This is a genomic window from Leisingera aquaemixtae (assembly GCF_019801145.1).
In the GTDB taxonomy this organism is placed as follows: Bacteria; Pseudomonadota; Alphaproteobacteria; order Rhodobacterales; family Rhodobacteraceae; genus Leisingera; species Leisingera aquaemixtae_A.
Genome location: NZ_JAHVJQ010000003.1, coordinates 215660 through 241613, shown reverse-complemented (window position 1 = coordinate 241613; position 25954 = coordinate 215660). Strand labels below are relative to the sequence as shown.

The following is a 25954-nucleotide window of genomic DNA, read 5'->3' as shown; positions in this document are numbered from 1 at the left end:
GAAAACGTTGCCGCCTCACAAGTTTTTGCACTGTCCTGGCCTGGCGTCACTCGCCGCAGGGCTTTCGAAGCGGAGGGGTGTCATGCAGAGGCTTCCAGGCATTTTGGGCTTTTTCCTCCTGGCTGCCGCGCTCGCAGCCGCAAGCGCCTCTCCGTCCGATGCAGGCCCGCGCAACAAATGGTCTGTCTCGTGCGGTACCGACAAGGGTGCAATCACGCGCTCCGGCAATACCTGGACATTCAAAACGAGTTCAAATCATTGCGTCGGCGGCACGTTCAACCAGCGTGCCGAAATCAACACCAGACGCTTTTCTGCAACAACCCGCGGGACGTACCGCGTTCAAACTTTTGTCTCGATGCGCGCAAACCCTCCGGGGCGGTTTGACATCATGCAAATCCATGACGGACGAAATGGCTGCGCGCCCCCCTTGAAAATTCAAGTCCAAAGCTCTGGAGAGATCACATTTGACAGTGCCTTTAAGTCCGGGAGCGGCGGGACGAAAAACTGCGTGAAGAACCGTGCACTCCTGAAAGGCGGCTCGCCGGACCGCATGCGGCAGGACGGCACGGAGTACAAACTGGACGTGATTTTTGATTTCGACGGAAATGGCGGGTTTGATGTAATCGTGTTTTTGGATGACCGCCTGCAAATCAGCGGAACCTACAGTTTCGTGGCAGGCAAGGGCTACCGCGAGGCGACCCATTTCCGGATCAAACACGGCGTGTATTCAAAGCAGGTCTTCCAATACGAAATGCGGTCACGCGACCTGTCTGTTAAACGGGTGCGGTTGGCCAACTGAAACGGCAGTGTCCATGGTTGTCCCCCTGCCTGCGGTCCAGCCACCAAACGGGCACCGGTTCCAGGACTTCGCCCCCCCGCACCGCCCTCCGCCCCGCACCCCTGATGGCATCCGGCGTTGAAGCCCGCCCGAGGCCGGAGCAGCCGGGGCCAGGTCTCCTATGCCGGAGGGAAGGTTCCCGGCCGTAGATGCGGTGGACACTTGCCCCCGGCGAGCCCCGCACACATCAGAAAGCTCCGGCATGCCGCAACGCCCCGCTCCGCCCGCGCCCAGCCGCGAAGATCCGGCAGATGTTCCCTCCGGCGGTTTCGCCCAGGCAATCCCCGTCCTGCGCACCGGGTACGCCGGGCGCGGGCCGGTCTATCTGCTGGTGGCCGGGGTGTCGCTGCGGCCGATCCGGCACAGCGGCGAGGCCGCCTGTTCCGCTTCGTGAATGCCGCCTGCCGGATCGTGCCGAAGGCCGGCGACCGCGGCACCAGGAGCCTGCGTGGCGCCCTCAGCAGCTGACCGGCTGCAGTGCCCGCCAACTGCTGCTGCCGGCCACGGAACTGGCAAAATACTGCGCAGCCGCCGCAGCCGGGCCGTCTGTTTCTCAGTCCCGGCGTGGAAAGGGTTCTTTCGCTGTTTCCCGTTTTCGCATAAATGATCCGGCAACAACACGGCGCTGCCGGGCGGTCATGGTGCGTCCTGCCATCCAGGCTTGCCGTTGACAGTTTCGCCCGGCTTGCGCCCGTACGTTCTGGAGGCCTTCCCTTGCACGGCATTTCATACCGCCCCGACATCGACGGGCTCCGGACCATGGCGGTGCTGCCAGTTGTCCTGAACCATGCCGGCATCCCGGGGTTTCCGGGCGGCTTCGTCGGCGTTGACGTGTTCTTCGTGATCTCCGGCTTTCTAATAACCAGAATCCTGGCCCGTGAAATAGTTGAAGAGCGGTTTTCCATCGTCGCGTTCTACGAGCGCCGTGCGCGCCGGATCCTGCCCGCCCTCTTCGCGGTCATCGCGGCGTGCCTGATTGCCGGCTGGTTCCTGCTCTTCCCCTTCCAGTACGAAGCGCTAGCCAGGTCCGCGCAGGCAACTTTGCTTTTCTCCTCGAACATCTGGTTCTGGCTCGGGGCACAGGATTATTTCGGGGACGGCGTAAAGCTAGACCCGCTTCTGCACACGTGGTCGCTTTCGGTCGAGGAACAGTTTTACGTCTTCTTCCCCCTGCTTCTGTTTGCAATGGCATCGCGGTCCCGTCGCACCTGGATCCTGGTGATCGCAGGCTTGTCGCTCCTGTCAGCGGGCCTGTCTTTCGCCGCCACGGAGCACGCCCCGATTGCTGGGTTTTTCCTGACGCCGATGCGCATCTGGGAGCTTGGCATCGGCGCTTTGCTGGCCATCGGCGCCGTGCCCGCCGTGCGCAGCAGGGCCGTTGCGGAGATCGCGGGGGCTGCCGGCCTTCTGCTGATTGCTGCCAGCATCGCTCTGATCACCGAAGACACACCCTTCCCCGGCCTGACGGCCCTGTTTCCCTGCCTCGGCGCCGCAGCGGTGATCTGGGCCGGGATGAGCGGCCAGTCGCTTGCGGGGCGCCTGCTGTCCCTGCCGCCGATGGTCTGGATCGGCCTGATTTCCTACTCGGTCTACCTCTGGCACTGGCCGGTCCTGGTGGCCGCACGCCTGGTCCACAACACGCCGAACCTGCCGATGCCGGTTGCGCTTGCCTGCGTTGCGGCCTCCCTTCTGCTGGGCTGGGCAAGCTGGCGGTTCATCGAAAGGCCGTTCAGAACCTCGCCCGGAAAAGGGCTTTCGCGCCGCGGCATCTTTGCAGCCTCCGGCGCCGGTGCAGCGGTTTTGTTCGGTGCGGCGGTGTCCGTTGCCCAGCTGGACGGGCTGCAGTCGCGTTTCTCGGACGATATGGCCGTGATTCTGGAAGCGAAGGAGAGATCCCCGCTGGAGGTGGACTGCTTCGCACGCGACGCAGAGCAGCCGCCATGCCGCCTCGGCGCAACCGCTGGGGAGGAGGAAATCGACGTCATTGTCTGGGGGGACTCGCACGCCGGGGCCATGCTGCCGGGAATTGACAGCTGGCTCAGCGCAAACGGCCTGGCCGGCGCGGCCTTCACCAAGTCGGCGTGCCCGCCCCTGCCCGGGGTGCTGCGCGTGGACAAGGAGCCCGGGCATCGCTGCGACGCGCACAACGACAAGGTTCTTGCATTCATCAAGGATCAAAAGGGACCGCAGACAGTCATCATCGCCGCGCGATGGGCGCTTGCGGCAGAGGGCAGCAGGGCGCCCGGCGAGGATGGCAAACCTGCCATTCTCGCCGCTTCGGACGGCACAGTACAGGGCGCCGGAAACGCCGCGGTGCTGAAGAAAAGCCTCCTGCGCCTTCTGGATGACTTGCAGTCGTCCGGCAAAAAGGCGGTGATCGTGCAAGGTGTTCCCGAAATCGGTTTCCGCGTGCCGGAGGCAATCGTGCGGCAGAGCATGTTCGGGGACCAGCTGCCGGATGCCGTCACCCTGGCTGGCTATGAGGAACGGAACCGGCGTGCCAACGCAATCCTGGCGGAGGCCGCCCGCGGCCGCGGCGCGGAGCTGGTGAGCCTTTCCGGCATCATGTGCCCGTCCGACTGCCTGATCGAAAAGGACGGAGCCCCGCTCTACCGGGACGACGACCACCTCAGTGTCGCGGGCGCGCAATGGCTGATGCCGCTGGTCCTGGACATGCATCTGAGACCCGCAAGGTAGCAGTTGCGGGCAAGAGGCGCCGAGTACGTACTGGCTGGCGCACTCTGTCCCCGCACCCCGCTCAGCTGCCTGACACAAGGTCTGAGGGGAGCTTGCGGCAGTTCCCGGAGGGACCGCGTGCGGGCGGTGCCCGGTCTCAGGTATCCTCCGGCAGATCCACCGTGCCGCGCATCAGCACAAAGCCCTCGCCGGCAACCCGCACGCCTTCGATGGCATCCGCCGGGCCGACCCGCGCCACCCGCGCCTGGCCGGGGCGGCCGAGGCCATGGCCCTGCTCGGCGGTGAACTCCGCCTTCTCCATCAGCCCGTGCTTCCACAGGTAAGACGCCATCGCGCCGGTGGCGGAGCCGGTGAAGGGATCCTCCGGCGGGCTCGGCGGCGCCATCAGCAGGCGCGAGAAGGTGTCGCCTGCCGCGGTTGCCCCCTCCAGCGTCACCAGGAACGGCTCCATCATGTCGATGCCATCGGCGCCCAGCGATGCGCCCAAGGCGGCCAGCGCCTCCAGGTTCAGCTCCGCCGCCTCCAGCGCCGCGCGGTCCTTCAGCACGGTGATGCAGAACGGCAGCCCGGTGGAAACCTTCTGCGGGTGCCCCACGATCGCCGCCACCGGCAGCGACACCGCCGCCGCCACCAGTTCCGGATCGGCGAAGGGGCCGAATTCCGGCGCAACCTGCGTCATCTCGATCAGATCGCCGTCCAGCTTCACCGGCACGATCCCGGCGCCGGTTTCCAGGGTGATGCTATCGCCCGCAATCAGCTCCCGGTCCCGCATCGCCGCCACCGTGGCAATGGTCGGATGGCCGGCAAAGGGGATCTCGCGGCTGGCCAGGAAATAGCGCACCTTGACATCCGCCACCTTTGACGGGCCGGTGAAAGTGCATTCCACCAGCGAGGTCTCCCGCACGTAAGCGGTGCAGACCGCCTCCGGCAGATGCGCCCCGCTATGCACCACCGCACAGCCGTTGCCGCCAAACGCGCGGTCCGAGAACGCATCCACCCAGTCGAAATCATAGCGCGCCATTTGCATCTCCAGGCTTTGAAGGCATCAAAAAAGGCGGGCCCGCGCCCGCCTTATCCATCTTGTTGGACATATGGCCGAAGTCAATCCGCTGGACCTGCAACTGGCAGCGGACTGGACCTAAGAACCGGTGCCCTAGTGCACCGGCACCGGCGTCATGTCGTTCTGCCGCGCCAGCACAAAGGCCAGGCGGCGGTCGGCCACCAGCGCCAGCTGGCTGCCCTCGGCGTCGTGCACCGCGTAAAGCTGCTCGCGATCGCCGGCGCTGTCCTGCACCTCCTTGGGAAGATCCGCCACCGCAACCGCCTTCACATAGACGGTCCGGCTGCCGGCATCCTTGAAGTCAAACGGTGTATGCATTGCTCTTACCCCTTTCTGATACTGATCGTCTGGACCACGGTTTCGGGACGCGCACGGGTCAGATCCACATGCAAGAGCCCGTTCTCCATCACCGCCTCGCCCACTTCGACGCCGTCGGCCAGCACGAACATGCGCTGGAACTGGCGGGCCGCGATGCCGCGGTGCAGGAACACCCGCCCCTCGCTGTCGTCGCGCTGGCGGCCGCGGATCACCAGCTGGCGGTCCTCGACGGTGATCGCCAGATCCTCTTCGGCGAAACCGGCCACGGCCAGGGTGATGCGGTAGGAATGATCGGATGTCTGTTCGATATTATAGGGGGGATAGCCCTCGTTGCCCGACTTTGCCGAGCGTTCCAGGAGGCGTTCCAGCTGCTCGAACCCCAGCATATGCGGGTAGGAGCCCAAGGTTAGTTTCGACACGCTGTTCGTCCTTTATGCCAAAGCGACGGTAATCCGCGGCCCCGCTTCCGGCAGCCGCTTCCCGAAGAATATGGGAAGTTCCTGCTGGATTCACAAGAGCATGTGTCCACAGGTCTAGCGGAAAAGCCCTTAACGAAGTATCTTCAGCCTCACTTCATTCATAAGCCCGATTGAGTCTCCCATGAATGCACCCACAGATGTGTCGATGAAGACCGATGAGGTCCTGAAGGTCGAGCTAGAGGTTTTCCGCAGGCAGCACCGCGATCTGGACGAAGCCATCTCCGCGCTGGAAGAGCGCGGCACCGCCGATCAGCTGACGATCCGGCGGCTGAAAAAGCAGAAGCTGATCCTGAAGGACAAGATCGCCCTGATCGAAGACCGGCTGACCCCGGACATCATCGCCTGACCCCGCACCGGGTTTCAGGCACCCCGCCCCGCGCCCAAGCCGCGCGGGTTTCAGCTGCAGAATGCAGCGGTTTCAGATATATCTGCGGGGCCTCCCGCCTCCTTCTCCGCGCAGTCGGCTGCGCGGCCGAGGCGTTGGGCATGGCAGCGCGCCCGGTGGCGCGCTGCCATGCCCCGCTCAGCCCGCAGGTTACAGATCCTTGCACAGCCGCAGCGCGTCATAGATGGCGGCGTGGATATTGCGCCCCGCCACCGCGTCGCCTGCGCGGGCCAGCCAGAATTCCCCTGCGGGGTTCACCTGCGCATAGGGTCTGCGGCCTGCAATCATCTCATGATGGTCCAGCTGCCCCAGATTGTGCGACCTGGGCTTCAGAGCGTGGTACAGATCTTCCGCCGGCGTGATCCCGTGCTCCGAGACCACATGGTCCGCGAGCCGCTCCTGCACATCTCCGGTCAGAACATGGCGCAACCGGATGCGCTTGCGGCTGCCCTCGGCAGCAACGGACACCGGCTCCAGCAGGCTCTCGAACGCCACCCCCTGCCGCGCCAGATCGCGTAAGCCAACGGCGGAGTTCGTCGGCCCCAGGTCATGCGCCGCCATCCGGTCCGGCGTCGCCAGCGTGACCGCGCAGCCCATCCGCGCCATCACATCCGCGCAGACCAGTGCTGCGTGGTCGCCCACCTCGTCCAGCAGCAGAACCTCTCCCGCGACCCGCGCTTCGCCGGACAGCACCTCCCAGCTGGAGGTGATCAGATGCCCGCCGGGAATGTCCAAACCTTCCGGCCAGCCGCCGGTGGCCACGATCACCGCATCCGGGGCCTCTGCCAGCACGTCCTCCGCCTCGGCGTAAGAATTGAGGCGCAGATCCACACCCAGACGCTCCACCTCACAGATCAGCCAGTCAGCCACGCCCCAGATCTGGCGCCGGGTCATGCCCTTGGCTGCCAGCGCAATCTGGCCGCCAAGCCTGCTGCCGGCCTCAAACAGCACCACCTGATGGCCGCGCTCCGCCGCAACCCGCGCGGCCTCCAGGCCGGCCGGGCCGCCGCCGGCCACCACCACCTTGCGCCGCTTGGGCGCGGGTGCGACCACATGCGGCATCACCGCCTCCCGGCCTGTCGCCGCGTTGTGGCCGCAGACCGCGGGCTTGCCCTGGTTGACCCGGTCGACGCAATAGCCCAGCGCCACGCAGGGCCGGATGCGCTCCTCCTCGCCCTGCCGCAGCTTGGCGACCAGATAGGGGTCGGCCATGTGGGCACGGGTCATGCCGATCATGTCGGCCTGCCCCTCGCGGATGGCATGGCGGGCGGTGGCAGTATCGGCCACGCCCCCGGCATGGAACACCGGCAGATTCACCGCCGCGCGGATCGCGCCCGCCACATTCAGATCCGGCGCCGCGGGCATCCCCATCGGCGCCACCCAGCCGGCCAGTCCCAGATCGTCGTAAGGCGCACCCGCCAGCACATTCAGGAAATCCACTGCGCCGGTGGCGGCAATCTTCTGCGCTGCCTCAATACATTCCGCCGCGCCGAGGCCGCCCTCCACCAGCTCATCCCCCGTGACCCGCATGCCGAGGATCAGGTCCGGCCCCACCGCCGCGCGCACCGCCTCCAAGACCTGCAGCGTCAGCCGCAGCCGGTTGTCGAGCGAGCCGCCGTAATCATCCTCCCGTGTGTTCACCAGCGGCGACAGGAACTGCCCCAGAAGATGCGAATGCGACAAGATCTCGATGCCGTCGAACCCGCCCTGCCGGCAGCGTTCCGCCGCAGCCGCGAAGTCCTTGATGACACGCGAGATATCCTCCATCTCCATCACCTTCGGAAACGCCCTGTGCGCCCGCTCCCGCCGCCCCGACGGTCCCAGCACCGGCAGCCAGTGGCCGTCGTCCCAGGCGGTGCGCCGCCCCATATGGGTGATCTGGCACATCACCGCCGCGCCATGCTTGCGCACCCCGTCCGTCAGCCGCTGGAACCACGGGATGATGCTGTCATCGCCCGCATAAAGCTGCCCGAAGACGGACGGGCTGTCCGGCGCGATATTGGTCGAGCCGCCGATCATCGTCAGCGCAATGCCGCCCTTCGCCTTCTCCTCGTGATAGAGCCGGTAGCGGTCGCGCGGATGGCCGCCCTCCTGGAACGAGGGCGCGTGCGCCGTGCTCATGATCCGGTTGCGCAGGGTCAGGTGGCGCAGCTGCAAGGGCTGGAGAAGCGGGTCGATCTGCTGGGTCATGAAGAAGGTTTCCGGGCAACATTTCCCCAACAGAACAGCCGCCCGTCGCCCCCGCGGCTTGCAGAAAACCGGCATCCGCCCGGCCCTGTTGCGACACCCTGTCCGCAAGCCCCGAAAACCCTTCCTGACCGGATGGTCAAAGCGGGTTTTTCCGTTTAGGAGCACTGCAATTTTGCCCGCACCCCCGGCAGTTGCCCGGTCCGGGCCGCAATGCAGACCTGAGATACGAGCGAGAAGAATGACCGCCACCAGCGACCACACTCCGGCGCCCGCCGCCCCAAGCGCCGACTATAAATTCACCCCGAAACAAGCCCTTGTCGGCGCCCAGATGCTGTTTGTCGCCTTCGGCGCGCTGGTGCTGGTGCCGCTGCTCACAGGGCTTGATCCCAGCGTCGCGCTGTTCACCGCTGGGCTTGGCACGCTGATCTTCCAGATCGTGACCCGCGGCCAGGTGCCGGTGTTCCTGGCCTCCTCCTTTGCCTTCATCGCGCCGATCATCTACGGCGTGCAGACCTGGGGCATGGCCGCCACCACCGGCGGCCTTGCGGCGGCGGGCCTGCTTTACGTCGCGCTCTCCTTTGCCATCCGCGCCTTTGGCGCCGGCTTCCTGCACCGGCTGCTGCCGCCGGTGGTGGTCGGCCCGGTCATCATGGTGATCGGCCTGTCGCTGGCGCCGGTGGCGGTCAACATGGCCACCGGCCTGGCGGGCGACACCCAGGTGATGCCCCGCAACACCGCACTGCTGCTCGCCGCCATCTCGCTCGGCGCCACCATGCTGACGGCGATCATGGGCCGCGGCATCATGCGGGTGGTGCCGATCCTCGCAGGCGTCGCCGCAGGTTACATTGCCGCGCTGGTGCTGGGTGCCGTCTCTGGCGAGGCGCTGGTCAACACCGCGCCGCTGGCGGATGCGCCCTGGTTCAAGGTGCCGGGCTTTGTCGCGCCCGAGTTCAACCTCGCCGCCATCCTGTTCATCCTGCCGGTTGCCATCGCCCCCGCAATCGAGCACTTCGGCGACATCATGGCGATCTCCAGCGTGACCAAGCGCGATTACATGGAAAGGCCCGGCATCCAGAACACCATGCTGGGCGACGGTCTTGCCACCGCCGCCGCGGGCCTTCTGGGCGGCCCGCCCAACACCACCTATTCCGAAGTGACCGGCGCCGTCACCCTGACCCGCGCCTTCAACCCGGCGATCATGACCTGGGCCGCCATCTTCGCCATCGCGCTTTCTTTCGCGGGCAAGCTCTCCGGCGCACTCTCCACCATCCCGATGCCGGTGATGGGCGGCATCATGATCCTTCTGTTCGGCATGGTCACCGTGGTCGGCCTGTCGGTGCTGGCGAAGCTTGGCGAGGCGCTGTCGGAGGCACGCAACATGGTGATCATCTCCACCGTGCTGATCATCGGCCTCGGCGGGCTGACGCTGCAATTCGGCGAAGGCTTCACCCTCGCAGGCATCGGCCTGTCCGGCGTCGCCGGCCTCTTGCTGAACCTGGTCCTGCCGCAACAGCGGGACTGATCCGCCCCTTGCCTGCGCTGCCCGGCGGCGGCGCAGCCCCCTCTCTACCGCTCTTCCGGCTTCAGGTGGCGGATGCGCGCCACATGCGCCTCGATCTCGCCGCCGGTGAACTGGCAGTACCGCCGCTTTTGCGAAGCCGGGTGGTAGGCCAGCCCCAGGTTCAGCCCCTCCCGCCAGGACCGCCGCGGCCGCACCGGGCGCGGCGCAAATCCGCCGCCGCAAGTGGGGCAGATATTGTGCAGCACGGTTTCCACGCAATCGGCGCAATAGGTGCATTCATACGAACAGATACAGGCATCAAGCGCATCGGGCGGCAGATCCTTGTCGCACAGCTCGCAGTTCGGGCGCAGTTCCAGCATCGAATCTTCCTCTCCTGCCCCACCATCTACCTATGATTGAGTTAACAGTCTATTTCCGTACCGCAGGGAGGCAAGCCCCTGTCCTGCGGCAAAGCGCCAAAGCCCTTGAAACAGGGCAAATCCCGCTGTTTTCCATCCCAAGCCGGATTGCGCAAAACCCAAGTTTCCCTATAGTGCGCGCTCCACAAGCCGCGACAGGAGCCACCAGCCATGGCCGACATCAAAGTGGGCATCATCATGGGCAGCCAATCCGACTGGCCCACCATGAAGGAAGCCGCGAATATTCTGGACGAACTGGGCGTTGCCTACGAGGCCAAGATCGTCTCTGCCCACCGCACCCCGGACCGGCTGTGGAGCTACGGCAAGAGCGCGGCTGACCGCGGTTTGCAGGTGATTATCGCAGGCGCCGGCGGTGCTGCCCACCTGCCCGGCATGGTCGCATCGAAAACCCGCGTGCCGGTGGTCGGCGTGCCTGTCCAGACCCGCGCCCTCTCGGGCGTCGACTCGCTCTATTCCATCGTGCAGATGCCCAAGGGCTTCCCGGTTGCCACCATGGCGATCGGTGCCGCCGGTGCCGCCAACGCGGGCCTGATGGCCGCTGGCATCCTGGCGCTGCAGGACCCCGCCCTGGCCCAGCGCCTCGACGACTGGCGCGAGGCGCTCTCCGCCTCCATCCCCGAGGAGCCTTCCGATGACTGATACCCTCGCGCCCGGCTCCACCATCGGCATCCTCGGCGGCGGCCAGCTTGGCCGGATGCTCTCGGTCGCGGCCTCCCGCCTCGGCTTCAAGACCCATATTTTCGAGCCCGGCGCCAACCCGCCCGCAGGCCATGTCGCCGACCGCGTGACCACTGCAGGCTACGAGGACGCCGAAGCGCTGGCTGCCTTTGCCGCCTCGGTCGACGTGATCACCTATGAGTTCGAGAACATCCCGACCTCCGCGCTCGACCTGCTGGAATCGCAAAAGCCGATCCGCCCGGGCCGCGAGGCGCTCAGGATCAGCCAGGACCGGCTGACCGAAAAGAGCTTCCTGCAGGAGCTGGGCCTCAAGACCGCGCCTTTTGCCGATATCACCGACCAGGCCAGCCTCGACGCGGCGCTGTCCGGGATCGGCACGCCCTCGATCCTGAAGACCCGCCGCTTCGGCTATGACGGCAAGGGCCAGGCCCGCATCAAATCCCCTGAAGACGCCGGTGAAGCGCTCGCCGCAATGGCTGGCGCGCCCTCGGTCCTCGAAGGCTTCGTGAATTTCACCCACGAGGTCTCGGTCATTGCCGCCCGCGGCGTGACCGGTGAGATCGCCTGTTTCGATCCCGGCGAGAACGTCCACCGCGACGGCATCCTGCACACCACCACTATCCCTGCGCGCCTCAGCACCGGCCAGCGCATGGATGCGGTGCTGATGGCGGGCAAGATCCTGAACGCGCTGGAGTATGTCGGCGTCCTCGGCGTCGAGCTGTTCGTCACCGCCGACGGCCTGATCGTCAACGAGATCGCCCCGCGCGTCCACAACTCCGGCCACTGGACCCAGAACGGCTGCACCGTCGACCAGTTCGAACAGCACATCCGCGCGGTTGCGGGATGGCCGCTGGGCGACGGGCAGCGCCATTCCGACGTGGTGATGGAAAACCTGATCGGCGATGACGTGGACCGCATCCCGGAGCTGGCGAAAGAGGCGGACTGCGCCATCCACCTTTACGGCAAGGCCGAGGCCAAGCCGGGCCGCAAGATGGGCCATGTGAACCGGGTGCAGAAGCCGCAAGGCTAATCCCTGGCCGGGAAAGCCGGGAGCCCAGCCCCCGGCCCCTTCCCAACTTGGGGCTCTGCCCCCAGACCCCCGGGATATTTTCAGCCGGATGAAGCAGTCGGCCCATAAAAGAAACGCCTGTGAAAGCGGCCCCGCCGGTTTCACGCGCCGCAAAGAGGGCCATCCGGCCTGATGCGCGGCGCCGCTCCGCTAAGCCAGGAAGCGGCCCGCAATCTCTCCCGACATATAGCTGACCCGCCCGCCGGACAGCGTTGCCGCCACCCGCTGGGTGGCCTTGTCCAGCACCAGAATATCGGCGCGCTTGCCTGCCTCCAGCGTGCCCCGGTCGTTGAGGCCCAGCAGCTGCGCGGGCCCTTCAGAGACCAGCCGCCAGGCCCCTTCCAGATCCAGCAGGCCGGAGCGTTCCAGCATCAGCGCGGCGCGGCGCGGGCTGGGGTAGTGGTAATCGGAGGCCAGCGCATCGCAGAGCCCCATGGCGATCAGCTCAACGGCGGAGGCATTGCCCTTGTGCGAGCCGCCCCGCACCACGTTGGGCGAGCCGAGGATCACCGGATCGCCTGCGCTGCGCGCGGCCTCCGCCGCCTCCAGCGTCTCGGGGAATTCGGCAATCCGGGCGCCGCGCTCGCGCCAGACGGCGCGGTCCTCTGCGGTCTGGTCGTCATGGCTGCCCAGCCGCACATCCAGCGCGGCCAGTTCGCGGCACAGCGCATCCAGCCTGCCCGGCACCTCATCCCGGCGCGCGTGCATGTCCTTCAGCATCTGCCAGTGCACTTCCGGGTTGCGCCCCGCCTTCAGCGCCTGGCCGGTCAGCCGCGGCGGCTTCTTGCCCTCAGCCAGCCGGTCATGCGGCAGGTGGTCGTTGAACACCACATAGGGCACCTGCCACTCGGCGACCTTCGCAGCCAGCCCGGCGTAATCCTCCAGCATGTGGATCTCGAACCGCAGCTGCGGCAGCAGATCAGTGACGACAGAGCCGCGCACCGTCTTGACCGCCTCGAACACCTGCGCCGCAAACTCAGGGCCCCGAAGGCCGCCTTCCCAGGAATAGAACTGCGCCAGCACCGCGGTGGTGATGCCATTGGCAGCCAGCTCAGCCTCCGCTGCCACGACGCCCTCCGCCATCTGCTTCATCGCACCCCGGCGCGGCGCCAGGTGGCGTTCAAAGCCGTCGCCATGCGCATCCACGATCCCCGGCAGCACCAAGTAGCCCGACAGGTCCACCGCGCGGCCCACAGGCGCATCCGCCACCAGCCCGTCCGCGATGGCGATCTTGCCGCCCTTCTCCAGCCCGCCGGGGCGCAGCACATCGCCGCCCTGCAGGGTCAGTTCCAACGTCATTCTTCCGCCTCTTCACAGCCGCCATTCAGCTGGCAGGCCTCGCCAATGATCTCTTCCACCGCTGCCAGCCATGTCTGCGGCGGCTCGAACCGGCCTTCCTCCAGGAAATGCAGCGCCTGCGCCATCACCCGCGGGTTGTTCATCATGTAGGTGTGAGTGACCGGCAGCGTCAGATGCGCCGCCATGCCCTCGACCCTGGTGCTGGCGACCGAGACCTTGCCGTCATCCGGCCCCGGGATCAGCGACGAAAACAGCGGGTTCAGCGTCTCGTTGCCCGCAATCACCCCCAGCTCGAAACCGACCGGCGGCAGGCGCTTGGGCAGGCTCTCCGCCCCGGTGCCCAGCTGCAGCCCGGCAGGCCCGTTCAGCAGGCCGAACACCTCCCAGTCGCCCAGCTCATCCACCAGCTCGCTGCCCTGGTTGGGCGGCCCCATCATCACCACCCGGCCCAGGTTTGCAGGGCTGTTGTCCTGCAGCCAGTACCGCAGCAGGATGCCGCCCATAGAGTGGGTGACCACGTGGGTTGCCTCCTCGCCGCAGGCGGCAAAGGCCGCGGGCAAGGTCTGTTCTGCCAGAACCTGGATGGTCTCCTCGGTCGAGGCATAGCCGGGCCGCACCACGGCCAGCCCGCGCGACTGCAAGACCTCTTCCATCACCGCGAATGAGGTCTCGGAGCGCGCCAAGCCGTGCAGCAGGATCACGCAATCGGCCGCCGCAGGCAGCGGCAGCAGCGCCGCAGCGGCGGCAAGGAGGGGTTTCAGAACATCACGCATGACGCCCAGATAAGCGCAAGCGGCGGCACAGGGAAGCCCCTGCGGTTACTTGGCCGCCTGCACCTTGCGCCCGGGCGCCAGCCGCACCACCAGCGCGATGCCGCCCAGCACCGCGGCGCTGCCGAAGACCAGCCGCAGCCCGATGCTTTCGCCCAGCAAGGCCGCGCCGGCAAGGATCGCAATCACCGGCACGCTCAGCTGCACGGTGGCGGCCACCGCGGGCAGGATCTGCGGCAGCAGCCGGTACCACAGCGCATAGCCCATGCCGGAGGTCACCGCGCCGGACAGCACCGCCAGCACCGCGCCGTAGAGGCTGACCGTGCTGCCGCCCAGCCACAGGGCCACCGGCAGGAACATCGCCGTGGACCACAGGAAATTCACCGCCGTCGCCGCCAGCGGCTGCGCCGCGCCGCGGCCCAGGATGCTGTAGATCCCCCAGCCCAGGCCAGCCGCCGCCATCAGCAGAGACGCGCCCAAGGGCACCGCGCCGGAGCCGTCGGGCCAGACCACATAGGCCAACCCCAGAAACGCCAGCACCGCGCCCGCCACCTGGCCCGCGCTGACCGGCGTGCCCCGCACCGCGCCCCACAGGAACATCGACACCTGCACCACCCCGAACAGCACCAGCGCGCCAAGGCCCGCGTCAAGCTGCTGATAAGCCAGCGAAAACCCGGCGATATAAAGCGTCAGCGCCGCCCCGCCCTTCAGGCTCGCCGCCAGGCCCTGCCGCACCGCCAGCCCCTGCACCCGGCACAGGATCACCAGCATCGCCGCGCCGGAGGCCAGCCGCAAAAGGCCAAAGCTGCCCGCATCCATATGCCCGTCCCCGATGGCCAGCCGGCTGAGGATGGAGTTCGCGGCAAAGGCCGCCATGGTGAGGGAGACGAGAAGAAACAGGCGCATTTCCAACGGCTACCGCGGCTGCATACGGCACACCAGCGGTTTTTCGGCGTCTGCCCCCTCAGCGCCGCTCCTGCACAAAGTCCAGGTCCAGGTCTGGCAGACGATCCAGCGGGTAGTCCGGGTGCAGGGTCCAGATATTGTCGTGGTCGAGTTCCAGCGGGCGCAAGGTGCCGCCGGGAAAAGCCCGCGTCCTCAGCGCCAGCGCGATGTCCGACATCGCACCGGGATTATCGCGGAAATAGGAGTGGCCCGACCCGCCCGCGCCTTCGACCCGGATGAAATGCACAAGCCCCACCTTCTTCAGCGACGCCAGTTCGCCCGGGGCGAAATCGGTGGCATCCAGCCGCCCGAACCGCGACTCCCGGGTCAGAACCGAGGCCAGGGCCAGCGCCTGGTCTTCAGGGTTGATGTAGACGTTGACCTGTTCGAAGGCTGCAAATACCCGCTCGCTCATCAGCCGTTGCCGCACGAAACCGACGTCAATGTCGGGCGCAGCCAGGATCAGGGTGCCGGTCTTCAGCGTAAGCTTCGGCTGCAGGCCCCGCCCCCGCTCGCGGATCACCAGCTCGCGCAACGCCGTGGTGGCCAGATCGCTGCCGCGGGAGTGGGCAACGATGTCAATGTCCTCCACCTCCGGAACCGAGGCCAGCAGGTCCAGTGTTTCCTTCAGGTGAAACACCGAAAAATCCCCGGCCTCCCGGTCCCGGAAATACTTGAACAGGCCGGAATTGCCCGCGGGCCAGGAAAACATCATCGGCACCGAGCGGCGCCCGGCATAGTGCCAGATATTGGCCAATGTGGTCAGCGCATCGTCAAAGTCGTTGTTGAACCCGTGCACAAACAGGAGGATGCGGCCGGTTCCAGCCCGCCTGACTTCTGCCGCCACCGCTTTCCGGAACGCAGCCGAATAGGCGGCATATTCCCGCTCTGCCCGCGCCTCGGTCACGACCCGGCCGTCCCGCCGCTCGGCCGGCAATGGCGTCTTGGAAAAGCGGATGCCGTCGCGGTATCCCGCCACTTTGAGCCGCGGCAGCCGCCCCTTTCCATCGGCATGGGTCAGCGCCACCAGTTCCGGCCAGTCCTGCACCCTTGTGAACTGCACCTGCGCCGCGCCAAAGGCCATGGAATCCGACCGTTCCGCCAGATAGGTCACGGACCCGTCGCCGTTCAGCCGCTGCGACCGGTTGGTGACATAGAGCAGCCGCGGCGCCACCGTGCGCTGCGCCTCGGGCACCTTCTCCGCCTGATAGTTAAGCCCAGTTGCATAAAGGTTCGGCGGCTTGGCCAGCCGGTCCACCGGTGAAACCGCACATCCGGCGATCAGCAAGGCAAGCAGGAGACGGGCCAGCATCGGCCCTGCCGGTATCGCCATTTGCCGGACCCTTTCCTGTTGCGCGTCTCTCAAAAAGCTAGCCCGCTCCCTCACGCCCGGCCACTGAAATCTGCATTTGCTATCAGACAGGATCTTATCCCTTAAACCGGTTTTCCCGATGCCATCGCAGGTATGATTTGTGTGGCTTAAAAACTGGGTTTTCCGGCTCCAGCAAACGCCGCTCTGGCAGAAGCAGCCTGCTGAGCGTGCTTTCATCAACAGCCTTCTTTGCCACCAGGATTTCATAGTCATCGCTGATGGACAAAAGCCCCCTGTCGAACATCCAGTGAACGGTTCCCGAAAGAGCAAGACCGTTTCGCACCGTGTCAGGACCTCTTTCCGAAACTGGAATAATATGCGCTGCCTCCACTTCGGGCCGCCCTCCTCCGTTCCTCAGTTCGAGCCCGGACATAGAGCAACGCCCTCCATAGGCATGTTTCACCTGCCGCGCAAAGCTCCTGTCTCTAAAGGCACGCTGAGATAGAAGCATTTCCCGCGGCTGATCCGGCGGCGAAAAGTCCGCCTGCGCTTCGGCAAACCCGCTTTCATAATGCTGCTCCCCTGTTCTCGGAATGGTATTAGGCTCGTCCCTGGCAGCAAGCCCCGCGTTAATGATGCGGGCGAAATCCTCATCAGAAATGAGCCGGACTGAACTCGTATTGTTTCCCCGCGATCTAGGCAGCCCTGTTTCGTAAGGCCCCTGCCCTTCCACCCAACGGGGGACAAAGTTCTCGAAAGACAGTTCGCTGCCCTGATCCAGGACTGCATATGCCATCTCCGGGTTCTTCGGATCGTCCAGAACCTGCAGAACGCGCTGAACTCCGTAGTAGCCTCGGCCTCCGCCCCTCTTTCCCTCATAAAAGATGACCCAGTCGCCGACGGTTTGCTCAACCCGGCTCAGATACTGCTTTTTAGGAAAGTGATAAGCGCTCCCAGGCTGATCGTCGTAGCTGGAATGGGAGGATTGAATGAAAACCGCTTTGGCCATGCTTTAGGTTGTAAGTCACTAAACTCAAAACGAAAAGGGGCTGCCCGTCCAGGCAGCCCCCAAAGTCATCCGGATGGATGGCTGATGCTTACATCATGCCGCCCATGCCGCCCATGCCGCCCATGTCGGGCATGCCGCCGCCTGCCGCGCCTTCTTTGGCGGGCTTGTCGGCAACCATGGCTTCGGTGGTGATCAGCAGGCCTGCAACCGATGCCGCGTCTTCCAGAGCGGTGCGGGTCACTTTGGCCGGGTCGATCACGCCGAAGGAGAACATGTCGCCATATTCGCCGGTCTGCGCATTGTAGCCGAAGGCGCTGTCCTTGGATTCGCGGATCTTGCCGGCCACCACGGCACCGTCAACGCCTGCGTTCTCGGCGATCTGGCGCAGCGGCGCTTCGATGGCCTTGCGGACGATGTTGATGCCTGCGTTCTGGTCGGCGTTGGCGCCTTCCAGGCCTTCCAGGCCCTTGCCGGCCTGCACCAGGGCAACACCGCCGCCGACGATCACGCCTTCCTGCACGGCTGCGCGGGTGGCGTTCAGCGCATCGTCCACACGGTCCTTGCGCTCTTTCACTTCCACTTCGGTCATGCCGCCGACGCGGATCACGGCAACGCCGCCTGCCAGTTTGGCAACGCGTTCCTGCAGCTTCTCGCGGTCGTAGTCAGAGGTGGTCTCTTCGATCTGGGTGCGGATCTGGGCAACGCGTGCTTCGATCTCGGCCTTCTCGCCAGCGCCGTCGACGATGGTGGTTTCGTCTTTGGTGATGGAGATTTTCTTGGCGGTGCCCAGCATGTCCATGGTGACGGACTCGAGCTTCATGCCCAGATCCTCGGAGATCACCTGGCCGCCGGTCAGGATCGCGATGTCCTGCAGCATGGCCTTGCGGCGGTCGCCGAAGCCCGGTGCCTTGACGGCTGCGATTTTCAGGCCGCCGCGCAGCTTGTTGACAACCAGGGTTGCCAGCGCTTCGCCTTCGACGTCCTCAGCGATGATCAGCAGCGGTTTCTGCGACTGGATCACCTGCTCCAGCAGCGGAACCATCGGCTGCAGCGAAGACAGTTTCTTCTCGTGCAGCAGGATCATGCAGTCTTCCAGATCCGCGACCATCTTGTCGGGGTTGGTGACGAAGTAGGGCGACAGGTAGCCGCGGTCGAACTGCATGCCCTCGACCACGTCGGTCTCGGTTTCCATGCCTTTGTTCTCTTCGACGGTGATGACGCCTTCGTTGCCGACTTTCTGCATCGCGTCAGCGATCTGGCGGCCGATTTCAGCTTCGCCGTTGGCGGAGATGGTGCCAACCTGCGCAACCTCGTCGGAGTCTTTCACTTCGCGGGCCATGTCCTTGATGCCCTGCACGACTTTGGCGGTTGCCAGGTCGATGCCGCGCTTCAGGTCCATCGGGTTCAGGCCGGCTGCAACCTGCTTCAGGCCTTCTTTGACGATCGCCTGGGCCAGAACGGTTGCGGTGGTGGTGCCGTCACCGGCTTCGTCGTTGGTGCGGGAAGCAACTTCCTTCACCATCTGGGCGCCCATGTTCTCGAACTTGTCTTCCAGTTCGATTTCCTTCGCCACGGACACGCCGTCCTTGGTGATGCGCGGTGCGCCGAAGGATTTGTCCAGAACCACGTTGCGGCCTTTCGGGCCCAGGGTCACTTTCACGGCGTCGGCCAGAATGTTGACGCCTTTCAGCATGCGGTTGCGGGCATCGGTGTCGAATTTGACGTCCTTAGCAGCCATTTTTCACTCTCCTAGAGAAATTCTGTGTGTTTCAGCGATCAGGGATCAGAGCAGACTTGGGATAATCCCGGGGTCTTACTCGATGATGCCCATGATGTCGCTTTCCTTCATCATCAGCAGCTCTTCACCGTCGACGGTGATCTCGGTGCCGGACCATTTGCCGAACATGATGCGGTCGCCAGCGGACACGGCCATCTCGATCAGTTCGCCGCTGTCCTTGCGGGCGCCTGCGCCGCATGCAACCACAACGCCTTCGCTCGGCTTTTCCTTGGCGGAATCGGGGATGATCAGGCCGCCCGCGGTTTTCTCTTCGCTTTCGGTGCGGCGCACCAGCACGCGGTCATGAAGCGGTTTCAATGCCATCTTTGCAGCTCCTTGAAAGGCTCAAAGGTTGTTATCTATGGGACCTCCGCCTCCCCGGCGGGGCCGTTATCACTCAACAGGGCTGAGTGCTAACGAGGGGAAGCTAGGCATCGATCCGGGCCGAGTCAACATCTTCATGCAAGAAAAATTGCTGGATTTTCCGCGGCGCTGGCAGCACCAGAGAGAACACGTTCAAGCTTTTGTTTTTACTTCGAAAAACAAAAAATCAAAATTGCTCCGGGCCGGAGACTGCCGCGTCTTCCCAGCTTTCCGCCCAATGCACCAGCCCGTCGCGGCCCGCGTCTGTCAGCTGGTAAACCCCTGTCTCCACCCGCTCGAACCAGCCGTAATGGTTGCTGGCCATCAGCCGCGTGGCCCGCGCGACGCCGGTGGCCCTGGCGACCTCCGCCCCCTTGCAGGCGCCCGCCCCGGCCAGATGCGCGGCGCAGGCCAGCGCGTCCTGGCGGTAGGCGGTGACAATGCCGTGCCGTGTGGCGCCGCCCGCGTTGGGATCGCCGCGCAAGGTTTGAAACTCGCGCAGCAGCCGCGCCTGCTTTTTCTTTGATTTGCGGGGGCTGTAGGGGCCGGGATCGCAATGGACCTCCGCCCGGCCGTCCGCCAGCACCGTGATCAGCCCCAGCCCCAGCCGCCGGCACATCGCCAGATTGTCCTTCATCATCCGCCGCGCCTGCCGCCCGCCGGGCCGCGGCACCGCGATATAGACGTGATCGGTGATCGCCAGCCGGGCGATCGCCTGATGAAACAGCGACAGCGAGAACTTAAGCTTCAGCTCGACAATCACCGGCGGTTCCGCACCGCGGACGCCCACCACATCGGCAGCCCCCACCTCGCCCTTGACGGCATAGCCCTGGCCTTCCAGCAGCGCCTTCACCGGCGCATACAGCTGATCCTCGCGTTCCATGCCCCATGACTGGCAGGAAGCGCCGCCGATGGCAATCCGCCGCCGGGTATTGCCGGCCGCCGCAGGGTTTTACGTTGCCGCACCCCCTGCCCCGCCCTAGGGTCATAGGTCCAGGCCATCGTTCCGGAACTCCCGGGGAAAGGGCACCTGATGAAATCCATTGCACTAGCCCTTGCGCTGATGCTGCAGGCCACCGCCGGCTTTGCCGCCTGCCGCGGCATCGACTACCGCGCCTATCTGCCGCCCGCCACCCAGGAGCGGCTCGACCGCGCGATGGCCGCCACCCCGTTTTCCGAGGGCAACCACTGGGTCGCCACCAAGGGCAGCCGCAGCATTCATGTGATCGGCACCATGCATGGCGGCGATGCCCGCATGGCCAAGGTGATGCGCACCCTGCGCCCGGCGCTGGCGTCGGCACAGGCGATCTATCTGGAGACCTCGGACCAGGACATGCAGCGGCTGGACCGGATGCCGCCCTCGGTGGCGCGCAGCTTTTTGCTGCCGCAGGGGCGCGAGCTGCGGCAGCTGCTGCCGCCCGAGTCCTGGGAGCAGTTCGAGCTGACCGCCCGGATCTCCGGCGCCAACCTGGACACCGTGAACCGGATGCAGCCCTGGGCGATCTCGATGTTCCTGGTGCAAAGCGGCTGCCGCCCCTACGGGTTCGGCCTGCGCCGCGGGCTGGACGACCGGATCTCCGATTTCGCCCGCCGCAACCGGATTCCGCTGGGGGCGCTGGAAACGCCCGAACAGGCGCTGGCGGCGGTGTCCAGCCTGCCGCTGCGCGATCAGGCCCGGATGCTGCAGCTGGAACTGGAGCTGATCCAGTCCGACAAGCCCGAGGACGCCACCCCGGTGGAGGCCTATTTCGACCAGAGCGTCTGGACCTCTTTCGTGCTGGCGCCCTGGATCAGCGCCCAGTACAGCAGCTTCTCCGCGGCTGAGACGGAACGGCTGTGGGCCCAGTACAACCGCCGCCTGCTGGACCAGCGCAACATCCGCTGGATGAAGGTGATCCAGGCGGCGCAGCAGGAGCGGTTCGTGGTTGCCGTGGGCGCCGCCCATCTGCCCGGCAGGAACGGGCTGCTTAACCTTCTCAAGGCCAGGGGCTTCAGCCTGGCCCGCGCCCCGTGGTAAAACGGCGCGGAAGATTTCATTCAGGGATATTTCGATGCGACTGCTTTTGACCGTGTTTTTCCTGCTGCTGCCTGCATCGCTCTGGGCCGCCTGCACCGGCACCGACCTGCGCACCGCCCTGACAGAAGAGGAGCGCGCCGGCTTCGAGGCGCGCATTGAGGCGGTGCCGTTCTCCGGCGGCAACCACTGGATCGCCCGGCGCGGCAGCCGCAACGTGCATGTGATCGGCACCCTGCACATCAATGACCTGCGGATGGAGCGGATCAGCGCGGATCTGGCGCCGCTGGTCCGGCAGGCGGACCTTTTGCTGATGGAGGCCAGCCCCGCCGACAAGGCCGCGTTTGAGGCGGAACTGGGCCGCACGCCCTCGCTGATGCTGATCACCGAAGGCCCCACGCTGATCGACCGGCTGCCCGCTGCGGAATGGGAGGCCCTGGCCGCCAAGGTCCGCGACAACGGCATGCCGCCGTGGATGGCGGCCAAGATGCGGCCCTGGTTCCTGGCCCTGTCGATGGCGTTCCCGCCGTGCCTGCGGCAGGACAAGGACGTCAAGCGGGGCCTGGACCTGCGGCTGGGGGAAATCGCCGAAGCGGCGGATGTGCCGGTGCAGTCGCTGGAGGACCCGATGACCATCATCCGGATGATGGACGCCGATCCGCTGGAGGAACAGGTCCGCCAGCTGCGCGCCTTCACCGCCCTGATGGGCGGCGGCACCGACGGGTTCATCACCACGGTTGAGGCCTATTTCGACCAGCAAGCGCTTTATGCCCTGCTCCTCAGCGAACGGGATTTCCTGCAGAGCGGCGCCCTGACACAAGCCGAGCGCGAGGCGCTTTGGGCGGAGTCGATGGAGATGCTGATGGACCAGCGCAACCGCAGCTGGATCTCGGTGATCGAGGCGGCCGGGGGCGACCGTATCGTGGTGGCCGCAGGCGCGCTGCATCTGCCCGGTGAAAACGGCGTGCTGAACCTGTTGCAGCAAGAGGGCTACACGCTGGAGCGTGCGCCGTTCTGAACCCCGCCCTGAACACAACGCCGCATTGCAGCATCAGCGGGGTGACAAGCCTGCGCGCCAGCCCTATAAGGCGCGCAAATCTCCCCTTTCTGACCTTTTGCATGAACAGGACAGCCCCATGACCATCCAAGTTTTCGGCCACAAATCCCCCGACACCGATTCCACCGGCTCCCCGATCGTCTGGGCCTGGTACCTGAACGAGGTGAAAGGCGTGGCCGCCGCCCCGAAACTGCTGGGCGAGCCGAACACCGAAGCCGCCTTCATGCTGCAGCGCTGGGGCCTGGAGAAGCCGGAAATCATCGCTGACGTGGCCGACGATGCGGCTGTGGTGATTGTTGACACCAACAACCCGGCAGAGCTGCCCGCCAACATCAACGGCGCCGACGTGCAGGCGATCATCGACCACCACAAGCTGGTCGGCGGCCTGGAGACCAAAGGCCCGATCGACATCACCATCCGCCCGCTGGCCTGCACCGCCACCATCATGCACGACCTGATGGGCGACGATGCCGCCAAGATGCCGGAAGCCATCAAAGGCGCGGCGCTGACCTGCATCCTGTCCGACACGCTGGAATTCCGCTCCCCCACCACCACCGCGCATGACAAGGCCGTGGCCGAGAAGCTGGCGGGCGAGCTGGGCATCAACATCTCCGAATACGCGGCGGAGATGTTTGCCGCCAAATCCGACGTCTCCTCCTTCTCCGATGCGGAGCTGATCCGCATGGATTCCAAGGAATACGAGGTCGACGGCACCAAGTTCCGCGTCTCCGTTCTGGAAACCACCGCGCCGGGCGTGGTTCTGGACCGCAAGGCGTCGCTGATGAACACGATGACCTCCGTCGCGGCCGAGGACGGCGTCGATCAGGTGCTGCTGTTCGTGGTCGACATCCTGAACGAGGAAGCCACCCTGCTGGTGCCGAACGACCTGGTGAAAACCGTGGCTGCCAAGTCCTTTGGCGCCGATGCGGAGGGCGACACCGTGGTGCTGCCGGGCATCATGTCCCGCAAGAAGCAGATCATTCCGAACCTGAAAGTCTGATCGCAGCCGCAGCCGGAAACAAAAGGCGCCCCTTGGGGCGCCTTTTCAGTTTGCGCCGGCACGGCTGAGGCTGTTCTTAGTCCAGCCCGAAAACTGTCATCCATTCGCTGCCCGCCGGGCGGAATCCCGCATAGTCCGACAACATCCGCGACACAGCCGGCATGTGATTTGCACCAAAAACAACGGCTATGGATAACTCTTCTGTCCGGTCCAAGACAGCAGTCAGCTTTTCGCACAGCCGCATGTCACGCCGGGTCCGGATGACGTTCTGCAGTGCGGCACTGTCCGCATCCCAGAACAAGCTGCTCTCCCGTGTGCGGAGATCGTCCACATCGAGCCCTTGCGACAGGCTGTCTCGTGTTGAAAACCATCGGCGGCGCAACCCGGTCCACGGCGCATAGGCAACGCAAAGGATGCGCAGCGCAAGCGGCAGCGTTTTCCAGGCCGCCTCGAATTCCGCTTGGCTGACATCAGCGTGAATGCGTTCCGCCCCGCCCGCTCCGGCCGGCATCCTGGGCTGTGCCACCAGCCCCAAGCGGCCGCTGTCCAGCCAGCGGTAGGAACGGGTCAGATGTCCCACGACCGGTGACTTTACCCCCTCGAACAGCAGCACATCGTGATCCAGAGCATCCCTGTACACTTCATCAAAGAAACGGGCCTCGCCGATATGCACCATCGGAAACAGGGTCACCTGCGCAGGGTGAGAGGGGCTTTCGAATACATGGCGGGCGGATCTCAGCCCGATAATAGATCGTTCGACAAATTGCATACGGCTTGTTTGCCTGATTGAATATCAGCTTCCAGACTATGCTGCCGGTTGCAGATTGGGAATACCCGGCGGCAAGTAACGCCCGCCCGCTGGCCAATCCCGCCGCTCTCTGCCATAGCTGTGCGCGCACCAGATCCCTATGCGCGAAGGCCCGGCCATGACCCAGATCATCACCTCCCTTTCCGACATTTCCAGCCGCTACAAGGCGCTGTTCGTGGACCTTTGGGGCTGCGTGCACAACGGCATCACCGCCTTTCCCGAGGCAGTTGCGGCGCTGCAGGCGTACCGGGCGCAGGGCGGGGTCGTGGTGCTGGTGACCAATTCGCCGAAGCCGCGCGCGGGGGTGGCGGCGCAGCTGGGGCAGTTCAATGTCCCGGCGGATGCCTATGACACGATCTCCACCTCCGGCGATTCGGCCCGCGCGGCGATGTTCACCGGCGCGGTCGGTAACAAGGTGTATTTCATGGGCGAGTGGGAGCGCGATGCGGGCTTTTTCGAGCCGCTGCACGTGATCCATGACCCGGTGGAGATCACCCGGGTGCCGCTTCGGGAAGCCGAGGGCATCGTCTGCTGCGGCCCGTTCGACACGATGGCGGACCCGGAGGTGAACCGGCCCGATTTCCTTTATGCCAAGCAGATGGGCATGAAGCTCTTGTGCGCCAACCCCGACATCATCGTCGACCGCGGCGAGACGCGGGAGTGGTGCGCGGGGGCGCTGGCGCGGCTTTATACGGAGATGGGCGGCGAGAGCCTCTATTTCGGCAAGCCGCACCCGCCGATCTATGACCTGGCCCGGCTGCGGCTGCAGGAAGTCAGCCCGGGGATTGCCGATTCCGAGATCCTGGCGATCGGCGACGGGCCGCACACGGATATTGCCGGCGCCATGGGCGAAGGCATCGATTCCCTGTTCATCACCGGCGGCCTTGCGGCCAGAGAGACAAAAACATCGGTCCAGCCGGACCCGGAGGCGCTGCAGGCCTACCTGGCGCAGGAGCAGTCCGCACCCACCTATGCCATTGGTTTCCTGCGCTAAAACTGCCTGCGGCACCCCTTGAAATTGCACGGGGTCCCCCTTGCTCCGGTCACACCCCGCCCCACCCGGCGGGGTTTTCTTTTGTCAGAAATCTCTTGATTTTCTGCAGTTGCAAAGTAATAAAGTTGCGCAAGCGGCCATTTCGGCGCGCAAAAGTTACAACGCCAAGCGGCCGAACCACGCAACAAGGGCCAGGCGAACGGAGGATGAGATGTTGGACAACATGCCGCGCGGGACCATCTGCATCGAGGACATCGAGATGGGCATGGTGCGCTACCTGCGCAAAGTCATCACCGATGAGGACATCGAGAAGTTCGCCGAGGTCTCCACCGACCGCAACCCGGTGCATCTGGATGACGCCTATGCGCAGGACACCATTTTCGAGGGCCGGATCGCGCACGGGATGCTAACCGCCGGGCTGATCTCGGCGGTGATCGGCGAGCAGCTGCCCGGCCATGGCACCATCTACATGAGCCAGTCGCTGAAATTCCTGGCGCCGGTGCGCCCGGGCGACCTGGTGCTGGCGGAGGTCGAGGTGACCGACATCGTGATCGACAAGCGCCGGGTGAAGCTGGACTGCCGCTGCATCGTCAACGGCAAGAAGGTGCTGGTGGGCGAGGCCATGGTGATGGCGCCGTCGCGCAAGTTCGACTGAGACGGGCTGCATCCGCACAGCCTGCAGTTTGCAGCAGTTTCAGCCGCCGGGGGCCTCTGCCCTTGGCGGTTTTGCCTTGGTAGTCTCTGTTGTTCCGGTCTTTCCGTTCCGTTGTGCCAGTATCCCAATTAAGGGGGCGGCGCCGCCGGGTGGAGGTGGACAGACCCCGCCGGGGGCCTGCTCGGACAAGCTCGCTTGGACGACCCCCTTTTTATCAGGGCCGGTCTCCGGGATGTCGCGCAGGCAGCCGCACAGATGCCTGCGCCTCGTATCATGGCCCCGCGCGCGGGAACCAT

General features: G+C 65.3%; 26 protein-coding genes. 12 read left to right on the top strand and 14 right to left on the bottom strand.

What is annotated here, in order from left to right; translation table 11 throughout:
* The first annotated feature begins 82 nt into the window (after window positions 1–82).
* The 3 genes from KUW17_RS08525 (at window position 83) to KUW17_RS08515 (ending at window position 3535) form a co-directional block, all read left to right on the top strand.
* Window positions 83–799 carry a hypothetical protein gene (locus tag KUW17_RS08525; RefSeq protein ID WP_222478000.1) on the top strand — a complete coding sequence of 239 codons (717 nt, stop codon included), beginning with the start codon at window positions 83–85 and terminating at the stop codon, window positions 797–799.
* Window positions 800–1040: 241 nt separating this feature from the next.
* Window positions 1041–1232, top strand: a complete 192-nt coding sequence (locus KUW17_RS08520; RefSeq protein ID WP_222478721.1) for a hypothetical protein — start codon at window positions 1041–1043, stop codon at window positions 1230–1232.
* 320 nt (window positions 1233–1552) lie between these two features.
* A complete protein-coding gene (locus KUW17_RS08515; RefSeq protein WP_222477998.1) occupies window positions 1553–3535 on the top strand; it encodes an acyltransferase family protein in 1983 nt (660 codons plus the stop codon).
* A gap of 136 nt (window positions 3536–3671) precedes the next feature.
* Here the strand turns inward: KUW17_RS08515 and KUW17_RS08510 are convergent, their stop codons facing one another.
* From KUW17_RS08510 to KUW17_RS08500, 3 genes are all read right to left on the bottom strand, one after another.
* A complete protein-coding gene (locus KUW17_RS08510) occupies window positions 3672–4556 on the bottom strand; it encodes a PhzF family phenazine biosynthesis protein (protein WP_222477996.1) in 885 nt (294 codons plus the stop codon).
* A 132-nt stretch (window positions 4557–4688) separates the two neighbouring features.
* On the bottom strand, window positions 4689–4913 hold the full coding sequence (locus tag KUW17_RS08505; RefSeq protein WP_222477994.1) for a DUF1150 family protein: 225 nt from the start codon (window positions 4911–4913) through the stop codon (window positions 4689–4691).
* Between the two features lie 5 nt (window positions 4914–4918).
* Complete coding sequence (locus KUW17_RS08500; protein ID WP_019298576.1) at window positions 4919–5332, bottom strand: Hsp20 family protein; 414 nt, start codon at window positions 5330–5332, stop codon at window positions 4919–4921.
* A 181-nt stretch (window positions 5333–5513) separates the two neighbouring features.
* Between KUW17_RS08500 and KUW17_RS08495 the strand changes: the two genes are divergently transcribed.
* Complete coding sequence (locus KUW17_RS08495; RefSeq protein ID WP_174148795.1) at window positions 5514–5738, top strand: YdcH family protein; 225 nt, start codon at window positions 5514–5516, stop codon at window positions 5736–5738.
* Between the two features lie 189 nt (window positions 5739–5927).
* Here the strand turns inward: KUW17_RS08495 and KUW17_RS08490 are convergent, their stop codons facing one another.
* Window positions 5928–7967 carry an NADH:flavin oxidoreductase gene (locus KUW17_RS08490; protein ID WP_222477992.1) on the bottom strand — a complete coding sequence of 680 codons (2040 nt, stop codon included), beginning with the start codon at window positions 7965–7967 and terminating at the stop codon, window positions 5928–5930.
* A 238-nt stretch (window positions 7968–8205) separates the two neighbouring features.
* Here KUW17_RS08490 and KUW17_RS08485 point away from each other — a divergent pair, with 238 nt between their 5' ends.
* Window positions 8206–9489 (top strand): uracil-xanthine permease family protein, encoded by a 1284-nt coding sequence (locus tag KUW17_RS08485; RefSeq protein WP_222477990.1) that lies wholly within the window; start codon window positions 8206–8208, stop codon window positions 9487–9489.
* Between the two features lie 44 nt (window positions 9490–9533).
* Here the strand turns inward: KUW17_RS08485 and KUW17_RS08480 are convergent, their stop codons facing one another.
* A complete protein-coding gene (locus KUW17_RS08480; RefSeq protein WP_222477988.1) occupies window positions 9534–9848 on the bottom strand; it encodes a DUF1272 domain-containing protein in 315 nt (104 codons plus the stop codon).
* A 210-nt stretch (window positions 9849–10058) separates the two neighbouring features.
* Between KUW17_RS08480 and purE the strand changes: the two genes are divergently transcribed.
* The gene (gene purE / locus KUW17_RS08475) at window positions 10059–10547 is read left to right on the top strand and encodes a 5-(carboxyamino)imidazole ribonucleotide mutase (protein ID WP_222477985.1); all 489 of its coding nucleotides are present in this window, start codon (window positions 10059–10061) and stop codon (window positions 10545–10547) included.
* Window positions 10540–11616 (top strand): 5-(carboxyamino)imidazole ribonucleotide synthase, encoded by a 1077-nt coding sequence (locus KUW17_RS08470; protein ID WP_222477983.1) that lies wholly within the window; start codon window positions 10540–10542, stop codon window positions 11614–11616. The genes purE and KUW17_RS08470 overlap by 8 nt, the downstream gene beginning before the upstream one ends.
* A 189-nt stretch (window positions 11617–11805) precedes the next feature.
* Here KUW17_RS08470 and KUW17_RS08465 read toward each other — a convergent pair whose 3' ends face one another.
* From KUW17_RS08465 to KUW17_RS08430, 8 genes are all read right to left on the bottom strand, one after another.
* The gene (locus KUW17_RS08465; RefSeq protein WP_222477981.1) at window positions 11806–12954 is read right to left on the bottom strand and encodes an alpha-D-ribose 1-methylphosphonate 5-triphosphate diphosphatase; all 1149 of its coding nucleotides are present in this window, start codon (window positions 12952–12954) and stop codon (window positions 11806–11808) included.
* Window positions 12951–13727 carry an esterase/lipase family protein gene (locus KUW17_RS08460; RefSeq protein ID WP_222477979.1) on the bottom strand — a complete coding sequence of 259 codons (777 nt, stop codon included), beginning with the start codon at window positions 13725–13727 and terminating at the stop codon, window positions 12951–12953. The genes KUW17_RS08465 and KUW17_RS08460 overlap by 4 nt, the downstream gene beginning before the upstream one ends.
* Window positions 13728–13772: 45 nt before the next feature.
* Window positions 13773–14630, bottom strand: a complete 858-nt coding sequence (locus KUW17_RS08455; protein ID WP_222477976.1) for a DMT family transporter — start codon at window positions 14628–14630, stop codon at window positions 13773–13775.
* 58 nt (window positions 14631–14688) lie between these two features.
* Window positions 14689–16002: an alpha/beta hydrolase gene (locus tag KUW17_RS08450; RefSeq protein ID WP_261397114.1), complete on the bottom strand. Its 1314-nt coding sequence runs from the start codon at window positions 16000–16002 to the stop codon at window positions 14689–14691.
* 94 nt (window positions 16003–16096) lie between these two features.
* Entirely contained in the window at window positions 16097–16990 is an 894-nt protein-coding gene (locus KUW17_RS08445) for an HNH endonuclease (protein ID WP_222477974.1), read from the bottom strand.
* An 88-nt stretch (window positions 16991–17078) separates the two neighbouring features.
* Complete coding sequence (gene groL / locus KUW17_RS08440) at window positions 17079–18728, bottom strand: chaperonin GroEL (RefSeq protein ID WP_222477973.1); 1650 nt, start codon at window positions 18726–18728, stop codon at window positions 17079–17081.
* A 75-nt stretch (window positions 18729–18803) separates the two neighbouring features.
* Complete coding sequence (locus KUW17_RS08435) at window positions 18804–19091, bottom strand: co-chaperone GroES (protein WP_019298592.1); 288 nt, start codon at window positions 19089–19091, stop codon at window positions 18804–18806.
* A gap of 226 nt (window positions 19092–19317) precedes the next feature.
* On the bottom strand, window positions 19318–20013 hold the full coding sequence (locus KUW17_RS08430; protein WP_222477971.1) for a DUF2161 domain-containing phosphodiesterase: 696 nt from the start codon (window positions 20011–20013) through the stop codon (window positions 19318–19320).
* A gap of 150 nt (window positions 20014–20163) precedes the next feature.
* On the opposite strand from KUW17_RS08430, the gene KUW17_RS08425 reads away from it, so the two are divergent.
* From KUW17_RS08425 to KUW17_RS08415, 3 genes are all read left to right on the top strand, one after another.
* Window positions 20164–21147 carry a TraB/GumN family protein gene (locus tag KUW17_RS08425; RefSeq protein WP_222477969.1) on the top strand — a complete coding sequence of 328 codons (984 nt, stop codon included), beginning with the start codon at window positions 20164–20166 and terminating at the stop codon, window positions 21145–21147.
* Window positions 21148–21181: 34 nt separating this feature from the next.
* Window positions 21182–22162 (top strand): TraB/GumN family protein, encoded by a 981-nt coding sequence (locus tag KUW17_RS08420; RefSeq protein WP_222477967.1) that lies wholly within the window; start codon window positions 21182–21184, stop codon window positions 22160–22162.
* A gap of 118 nt (window positions 22163–22280) precedes the next feature.
* Window positions 22281–23201: a manganese-dependent inorganic pyrophosphatase gene (locus KUW17_RS08415; RefSeq protein WP_222477965.1), complete on the top strand. Its 921-nt coding sequence runs from the start codon at window positions 22281–22283 to the stop codon at window positions 23199–23201.
* 76 nt (window positions 23202–23277) lie between these two features.
* Here the strand turns inward: KUW17_RS08415 and KUW17_RS08410 are convergent, their stop codons facing one another.
* On the bottom strand, window positions 23278–23970 hold the full coding sequence (locus KUW17_RS08410) for a hypothetical protein (RefSeq protein ID WP_222477963.1): 693 nt from the start codon (window positions 23968–23970) through the stop codon (window positions 23278–23280).
* Between the two features lie 157 nt (window positions 23971–24127).
* On the opposite strand from KUW17_RS08410, the gene KUW17_RS08405 reads away from it, so the two are divergent.
* Window positions 24128–25003: a TIGR01459 family HAD-type hydrolase gene (locus KUW17_RS08405; protein ID WP_222477961.1), complete on the top strand. Its 876-nt coding sequence runs from the start codon at window positions 24128–24130 to the stop codon at window positions 25001–25003.
* A 211-nt stretch (window positions 25004–25214) separates the two neighbouring features.
* Window positions 25215–25658 carry a MaoC family dehydratase gene (locus tag KUW17_RS08400; RefSeq protein WP_222477959.1) on the top strand — a complete coding sequence of 148 codons (444 nt, stop codon included), beginning with the start codon at window positions 25215–25217 and terminating at the stop codon, window positions 25656–25658.
* The last annotated feature ends 296 nt before the right edge of the window (window positions 25659–25954 follow it).

Excerpts from the sequence above, each read along its gene's own strand:
- KUW17_RS08525 (WP_222478000.1), top strand. The coding sequence starts at position 83 with ATGCAGAGGCTTCCAGGCATTTTGGGCTTTTTCCTCCTGGCTGCCGCG.
- KUW17_RS08520 (WP_222478721.1), top strand. The coding sequence starts at position 1,041 with ATGCCGCAACGCCCCGCTCCGCCCGCGCCCAGCCGCGAAGATCCGGCA.
- KUW17_RS08510 (WP_222477996.1), bottom strand. The coding sequence starts at position 4,556 with ATGGCGCGCTATGATTTCGACTGGGTGGATGCGTTCTCGGACCGCGCG.
- KUW17_RS08505 (WP_222477994.1), bottom strand. The coding sequence starts at position 4,913 with ATGCATACACCGTTTGACTTCAAGGATGCCGGCAGCCGGACCGTCTAT.
- KUW17_RS08495 (WP_174148795.1), top strand. The coding sequence starts at position 5,514 with ATGAATGCACCCACAGATGTGTCGATGAAGACCGATGAGGTCCTGAAG.
- KUW17_RS08490 (WP_222477992.1), bottom strand. The coding sequence starts at position 7,967 with ATGACCCAGCAGATCGACCCGCTTCTCCAGCCCTTGCAGCTGCGCCAC.
- KUW17_RS08485 (WP_222477990.1), top strand. The coding sequence starts at position 8,206 with ATGACCGCCACCAGCGACCACACTCCGGCGCCCGCCGCCCCAAGCGCC.
- KUW17_RS08480 (WP_222477988.1), bottom strand. The coding sequence starts at position 9,848 with ATGCTGGAACTGCGCCCGAACTGCGAGCTGTGCGACAAGGATCTGCCG.
- purE (WP_222477985.1), top strand. The coding sequence starts at position 10,059 with ATGGCCGACATCAAAGTGGGCATCATCATGGGCAGCCAATCCGACTGG.
- KUW17_RS08470 (WP_222477983.1), top strand. The coding sequence starts at position 10,540 with ATGACTGATACCCTCGCGCCCGGCTCCACCATCGGCATCCTCGGCGGC.
- KUW17_RS08465 (WP_222477981.1), bottom strand. The coding sequence starts at position 12,954 with ATGACGTTGGAACTGACCCTGCAGGGCGGCGATGTGCTGCGCCCCGGC.
- KUW17_RS08460 (WP_222477979.1), bottom strand. The coding sequence starts at position 13,727 with ATGCGTGATGTTCTGAAACCCCTCCTTGCCGCCGCTGCGGCGCTGCTG.
- KUW17_RS08455 (WP_222477976.1), bottom strand. The coding sequence starts at position 14,630 with ATGCGCCTGTTTCTTCTCGTCTCCCTCACCATGGCGGCCTTTGCCGCG.
- KUW17_RS08450 (WP_261397114.1), bottom strand. The coding sequence starts at position 16,002 with ATGGCGATACCGGCAGGGCCGATGCTGGCCCGTCTCCTGCTTGCCTTG.
- KUW17_RS08445 (WP_222477974.1), bottom strand. The coding sequence starts at position 16,990 with ATGGCCAAAGCGGTTTTCATTCAATCCTCCCATTCCAGCTACGACGAT.
- groL (WP_222477973.1), bottom strand. The coding sequence starts at position 18,728 with ATGGCTGCTAAGGACGTCAAATTCGACACCGATGCCCGCAACCGCATG.
- KUW17_RS08435 (WP_019298592.1), bottom strand. The coding sequence starts at position 19,091 with ATGGCATTGAAACCGCTTCATGACCGCGTGCTGGTGCGCCGCACCGAA.
- KUW17_RS08430 (WP_222477971.1), bottom strand. The coding sequence starts at position 20,013 with ATGGAACGCGAGGATCAGCTGTATGCGCCGGTGAAGGCGCTGCTGGAA.
- KUW17_RS08425 (WP_222477969.1), top strand. The coding sequence starts at position 20,164 with ATGAAATCCATTGCACTAGCCCTTGCGCTGATGCTGCAGGCCACCGCC.
- KUW17_RS08420 (WP_222477967.1), top strand. The coding sequence starts at position 21,182 with ATGCGACTGCTTTTGACCGTGTTTTTCCTGCTGCTGCCTGCATCGCTC.
- KUW17_RS08415 (WP_222477965.1), top strand. The coding sequence starts at position 22,281 with ATGACCATCCAAGTTTTCGGCCACAAATCCCCCGACACCGATTCCACC.
- KUW17_RS08410 (WP_222477963.1), bottom strand. The coding sequence starts at position 23,970 with ATGCAATTTGTCGAACGATCTATTATCGGGCTGAGATCCGCCCGCCAT.
- KUW17_RS08405 (WP_222477961.1), top strand. The coding sequence starts at position 24,128 with ATGACCCAGATCATCACCTCCCTTTCCGACATTTCCAGCCGCTACAAG.
- KUW17_RS08400 (WP_222477959.1), top strand. The coding sequence starts at position 25,215 with ATGTTGGACAACATGCCGCGCGGGACCATCTGCATCGAGGACATCGAG.